Origin of the sequence: Salmonella sp. SG203, assembly GCF_013350575.1 — a bacterium.
GTDB classification, from domain to species: domain Bacteria; phylum Pseudomonadota; class Gammaproteobacteria; order Enterobacterales; family Enterobacteriaceae; genus Salmonella; species Salmonella enterica.
Genome location: NZ_SNMT01000057.1, coordinates 1 through 4,440, shown reverse-complemented (window position 1 = coordinate 4,440; position 4,440 = coordinate 1). Strand labels below are relative to the sequence as shown.

Annotated in this window: 5 protein-coding genes and 4 tRNA genes; 7 read left to right on the top strand and 2 right to left on the bottom strand. The window is 49.8% G+C overall.

Annotated features, from left to right (window positions below; translation table 11 throughout):
* The first annotated feature begins 239 nt into the window (after nt 1–239).
* A complete protein-coding gene (gene murB, locus HV477_RS27550; protein WP_079899386.1) occupies nt 240–1,268 on the top strand; it encodes a UDP-N-acetylmuramate dehydrogenase in 1,029 nt (342 codons plus the stop codon).
* A complete protein-coding gene (gene birA, locus HV477_RS27545) occupies nt 1,265–2,227 on the top strand; it encodes a bifunctional biotin--[acetyl-CoA-carboxylase] ligase/biotin operon repressor BirA (RefSeq protein WP_000655746.1) in 963 nt (320 codons plus the stop codon). The genes murB and birA overlap by 4 nt, the downstream gene beginning before the upstream one ends.
* 34 nt (nt 2,228–2,261) lie before the next feature.
* Here the strand turns inward: birA and coaA are convergent, their stop codons facing one another.
* The gene (gene coaA, locus HV477_RS27540; protein ID WP_000023069.1) at nt 2,262–3,212 is read right to left on the bottom strand and encodes a type I pantothenate kinase; all 951 of its coding nucleotides are present in this window, start codon (nt 3,210–3,212) and stop codon (nt 2,262–2,264) included.
* A gap of 208 nt (nt 3,213–3,420) precedes the next feature.
* A complete protein-coding gene (locus HV477_RS27535) occupies nt 3,421–3,594 on the bottom strand; it encodes a hypothetical protein (protein ID WP_001541267.1) in 174 nt (57 codons plus the stop codon).
* A gap of 19 nt (nt 3,595–3,613) precedes the next feature.
* Here HV477_RS27535 and HV477_RS27530 point away from each other — a divergent pair.
* The 5 genes from HV477_RS27530 to HV477_RS27510 form a co-directional block, all read left to right on the top strand.
* Nucleotides 3,614–3,689: transfer RNA gene (locus HV477_RS27530), tRNA-Thr, on the top strand.
* Nucleotides 3,690–3,697: 8 nt separating this feature from the next.
* Nucleotides 3,698–3,782 (top strand) — tRNA-Tyr (locus tag HV477_RS27525).
* A 116-nt stretch (nt 3,783–3,898) separates the two neighbouring features.
* Nucleotides 3,899–3,973 (top strand) — tRNA-Gly (locus tag HV477_RS27520).
* A gap of 6 nt (nt 3,974–3,979) precedes the next feature.
* Nucleotides 3,980–4,055 (top strand) — tRNA-Thr (locus tag HV477_RS27515).
* A gap of 115 nt (nt 4,056–4,170) precedes the next feature.
* The coding region (locus tag HV477_RS27510; protein WP_000031677.1) for a GTP-binding protein at nt 4,171–4,440 on the top strand (270 nt) is incomplete at its 3' end.

Sequence of the window (4,440 nt, the reverse complement as noted above, 5' to 3'; positions counted from 1 at the left end):
GCCGTAGCGCCGATGGTAGTGTGGGGTCTCCCCATGCGAGAGTAGGGAACTGCCAGGCATCAAATAAAACGAAGGGCCCTGTCGGAAGACAGGGCCTTTTGTTTTATCTGTAGTCTGCCGGATGGCGGCTCCGCCTTATTCGGCCTACAGGGACGCGCCGATCTACCCTCAATATAACCACAAGCCTTCCCAACACAGATACGGTAAACTATTGCCGATTGAGTATCAGGAAAGCAGCCATGACCCACTCCCTAAAACCCTGGAATACCTTCGGCATTGATCATTGTGCAAAGCACATCGTATGCGCTGAAAACGAACAACAACTACTAAGCGCCTGGCAGCAAGCAACTCGTGAGGGACTGCCGGTTATGATCCTGGGTGAAGGAAGCAATGTCCTGTTTCTGGAAAATTACGCCGGCACCGTGATCCTTAACCGCCTGAAAGGCATTGAGGTGAATGAAACCGCGGACGCCTGGCACCTACACGTCGGCGCAGGCGAAAACTGGCATCAGCTGGTTCGCTACGCGCTGGACAACAACATGCCCGGCCTGGAGAATCTGGCGCTCATCCCTGGCTGCGTTGGTTCCTCGCCTATACAGAATATTGGCGCGTATGGCGTAGAACTACAGTGCGTCTGCGACTACGTTGACTGCGTTGAACTGGAAACGGGAAAACGTCTGCGTTTGTCCGCGGCGGAATGCCGTTTCGGCTATCGTGACAGTATCTTCAAAAATGAATATCAGGATCGCGTTGCGATCGTCGCGGTGGGTCTGCGTTTGTCAAAGCAATGGCAGCCGGTGTTGACCTATGGCGATCTTACTCGTCTGGACCCGAAAACGGTCACCGCGCAACAGGTGTTTGATGCTGTATGCCATATGCGCACCACAAAATTGCCGGATCCTAAAGTGAATGGCAATGCGGGCAGCTTTTTTAAAAATCCCGTTGTCGCAGCCGATATCGCTATGGAACTGTTAGAACGATTTCCCAACGCGCCGCATTACCCTCAGGCAGACGGCTCAGTGAAGCTGGCGGCAGGCTGGCTGATAGATCAATGTCAGTTGAAAGGCGTCACCATTGGCGGCGCTGCGGTGCATCGCCAGCAGGCGCTGGTATTGATTAATGCGAATGATGCGACAAGTAAAGATGTGGTGGCGCTGGCGCATCATGTCCGGCAAAAAGTGGGTGAAAAATTTAATGTCTGGCTGGAGCCTGAGGTTCGCTTTATTGGTCGGTCCGGAGAGGTGAACGCAGTGGAGAGCATCGCATGAAAGATACTACCGTTCCCCTGACGCTAATCTCACTACTTGCCGACGGAGAGTTTCACTCAGGCGAGCAGTTGGGTGAACGGCTGGGAATGAGCCGCGCGGCGATTAATAAACATATCCAGACATTACGCGACTGGGGAGTGGATGTATTTACCGTTCCCGGGAAAGGATATAGCTTACCGGAACCCATCCAGTTACTGGATGCTGACCGTATTCATAGCCAACTGGATAGCGGAAACGTGGCGGTATTGCCCGTTATCGATTCAACCAATCAGTATTTACTTGATCGAATTGGCGAGCTACGCTCAGGCGATGCCTGTGTAGCAGAATACCAACAGGCAGGGCGTGGTCGTCGTGGGCGTAAATGGTTCTCACCGTTTGGCGCGAATCTATATCTTTCAATGTACTGGCGTCTGGAGCAGGGCCCTGCGGCGGCAATAGGCCTGAGTCTGGTCATTGGAATTGTGATGGCGGAAGTGCTGCGTGAACTGGGCGCAGATAAAGTCCGCGTGAAGTGGCCTAACGACCTTTACCTGCTGGATCGCAAACTGGCGGGTATTCTGGTCGAGTTAACCGGTAAAACGGGCGATGCCGCACAAATAGTGATTGGTGCTGGTATTAACATGGCAATGCGTCGTGTAGAAGAGGACGTGATAAATCAGGGATGGATCACGTTGCAGGAGGCCGGAATTACGCTCGACCGCAATATGCTGGCCGCAAAGCTGATTTATAAGCTACGTGCTGCGCTTGAGCTTTTTGAGCAAGAAGGTCTTTCTCCTTATCTTTCGCGCTGGAAAAAACTGGATAATTTTATTGATCGTCCGGTAAAACTGATTATTGGCGACAAAGAAATATTTGGTATTTCTCGCGGCATTGATACTCAGGGCGCATTATTGCTTGAACAGGATGGCGTGATTAAACCCTGGATGGGCGGAGAAATATCGCTGCGAAGCGCCGAATAGTAAAAAAGGGGAGTCGGTACTCCCCTTTTTTCTGTTATTTCCGCAATCTTACCTGTTCCACCGCATGGTTAGCGCTCTTGGTCATAATAAGGCTGGCACGTTCTCGTGTAGGTAAGATATTTTGTTTTAAATTCAACCAGTTAATTTCTTTCCAAAGCGAAGTCGCTGTATTAACAGCTTCTTCTTTAGATAATTTCGCATAATTGTGGAAATAAGAGTCAGGATCGGTAAACGCCCCTTCGCGGAATTTCAGGAAGCGATTGATATACCATGTCTGAAGAAGTTCTTCTGGCGCATCAACGTAAATAGAGAAATCAACGAAATCAGAGACAAATACATGGTGCGGATCATGAGGATAATCCATACCGCTTTGTAAAACATTCAAACCTTCAAGAATCAATATATCAGGCTGAGCGACGGTTTTATCCCCTTCAGGAATAACATCGTAAATCAAATGAGAATAGACTGGCGCCGTCACGTTTGGTACGCCCGACTTGAGGTCAGAAACGAATTTCACCAGTCGGTGCATATCATACGATTCGGGGAACCCCTTTTTCTTCATTAACCCGCGTTCTTTCAACACCTGGTTTGGGTGGAGGAAGCCGTCTGTGGTAATCAATTCAACACGGCGGTGTTCCGGCCAGCGACTCAGCAACGCTTGCAGAACGCGTGCTGTCGTGCTTTTACCCACTGCGACGCTGCCCGCGATACTGATGATGTAAGGGATTCGCTGGCCGTTAGTGCCCAGAAACTGTTCCAGGACAGCCTGACGACGCAGATTTGAACTGATATAGAAATTTAGCAAACGGGAGAGAGGTAAATATATTTCTGCAACTTCTTCCAGCGATAAATCTTCATTAATGCCTTTTAACTGCGCGATCTCATCCTCGGTCAGGGTCATCGGCACAGAATCGCGAAGCGCAGCCCACTGGCTGCGATCAAACTGTAGGTAAGGCGTCATTAACGATTGCTCTTTTATACTCATAAGCATGTTTCTGGCTGCTATTGCTACATCAGTTCAGCGATGAACGAGGGCCATCCCTGACATGCAACGGCACGTCACATTTAAGTTAATTTGGACAATGGGCAGGAGGGTAACACCAGATGGGGAGGAATAATAAGAAAAAATCTCGCTGTGAAAGCTATCCCTGAGAAGCAATGTGACGAATATACCAGATACAGAAGATTGCTTTCTATCGACGGAGCGTTGAAATGCCGCGTCGTATCCTGGTCAGACGGTCAGTAAAATGCCGAAAATTTATGCTCTCTTGTTTGAAATTAGAGCATTTTTGTCTCTTATAGCGCAAAATGTGAGCGATAGAACATTTTATGCAATTTTTTAGTTGCATGAGCACGCAGGTCTCCATAGAATGCGCGCTACTTGATGCCGACTTAGCTCAGTAGGTAGAGCAACTGACTTGTAATCAGTAGGTCACCAGTTCGATTCCGGTAGTCGGCACCATCAAGTCCGGTGGGGTTCCCGAGCGGCCAAAGGGAGCAGACTGTAAATCTGCCGTCACAGACTTCGAAGGTTCGAATCCTTCCCCCACCACCATTTTCGGCCGCGCGATGGCGCAGCCCGAGACGATAAGTTCGCTTACCGGCTCGAATAAAGAGAGTTTCTCTCGATATTCAGTGCAGAATGAAAATCAGGTAGCCGAGTTCCAGGATGCGGGCATCGTATAATGGCTATTACCTCAGCCTTCCAAGCTGATGATGCGGGTTCGATTCCCGCTGCCCGCTCCAAGATGTGCTGATATAGCTCAGTTGGTAGAGCGCACCCTTGGTAAGGGTGAGGTCGGCAGTTCGAATCTGCCTATCAGCACCACTTCTTTTCTCCTTCCTGTTTTTCTCTTCTGTTTATTAGCATTCAACAAGTCGGGCGTGTTGCCTGGTTGATGTGGTGATATCACCGATTTATCCGTGTCTTAGAGGGACAATCGATGTCTAAAGAAAAGTTTGAACGTACAAAACCGCACGTTAACGTCGGTACTATCGGCCACGTTGACCATGGTAAAACAACGCTGACCGCTGCCATTACTACCGTACTGGCTAAAACCTACGGCGGTGCCGCTCGCGCATTCGACCAGATCGATAACGCGCCGGAAGAAAAAGCGCGTGGTATCACCATCAACACTTCTCACGTTGAATACGATACCCCGACCCGCCACTACGCACACGTAGACTGCCCGGGGCACGCCGACTATGTTAAA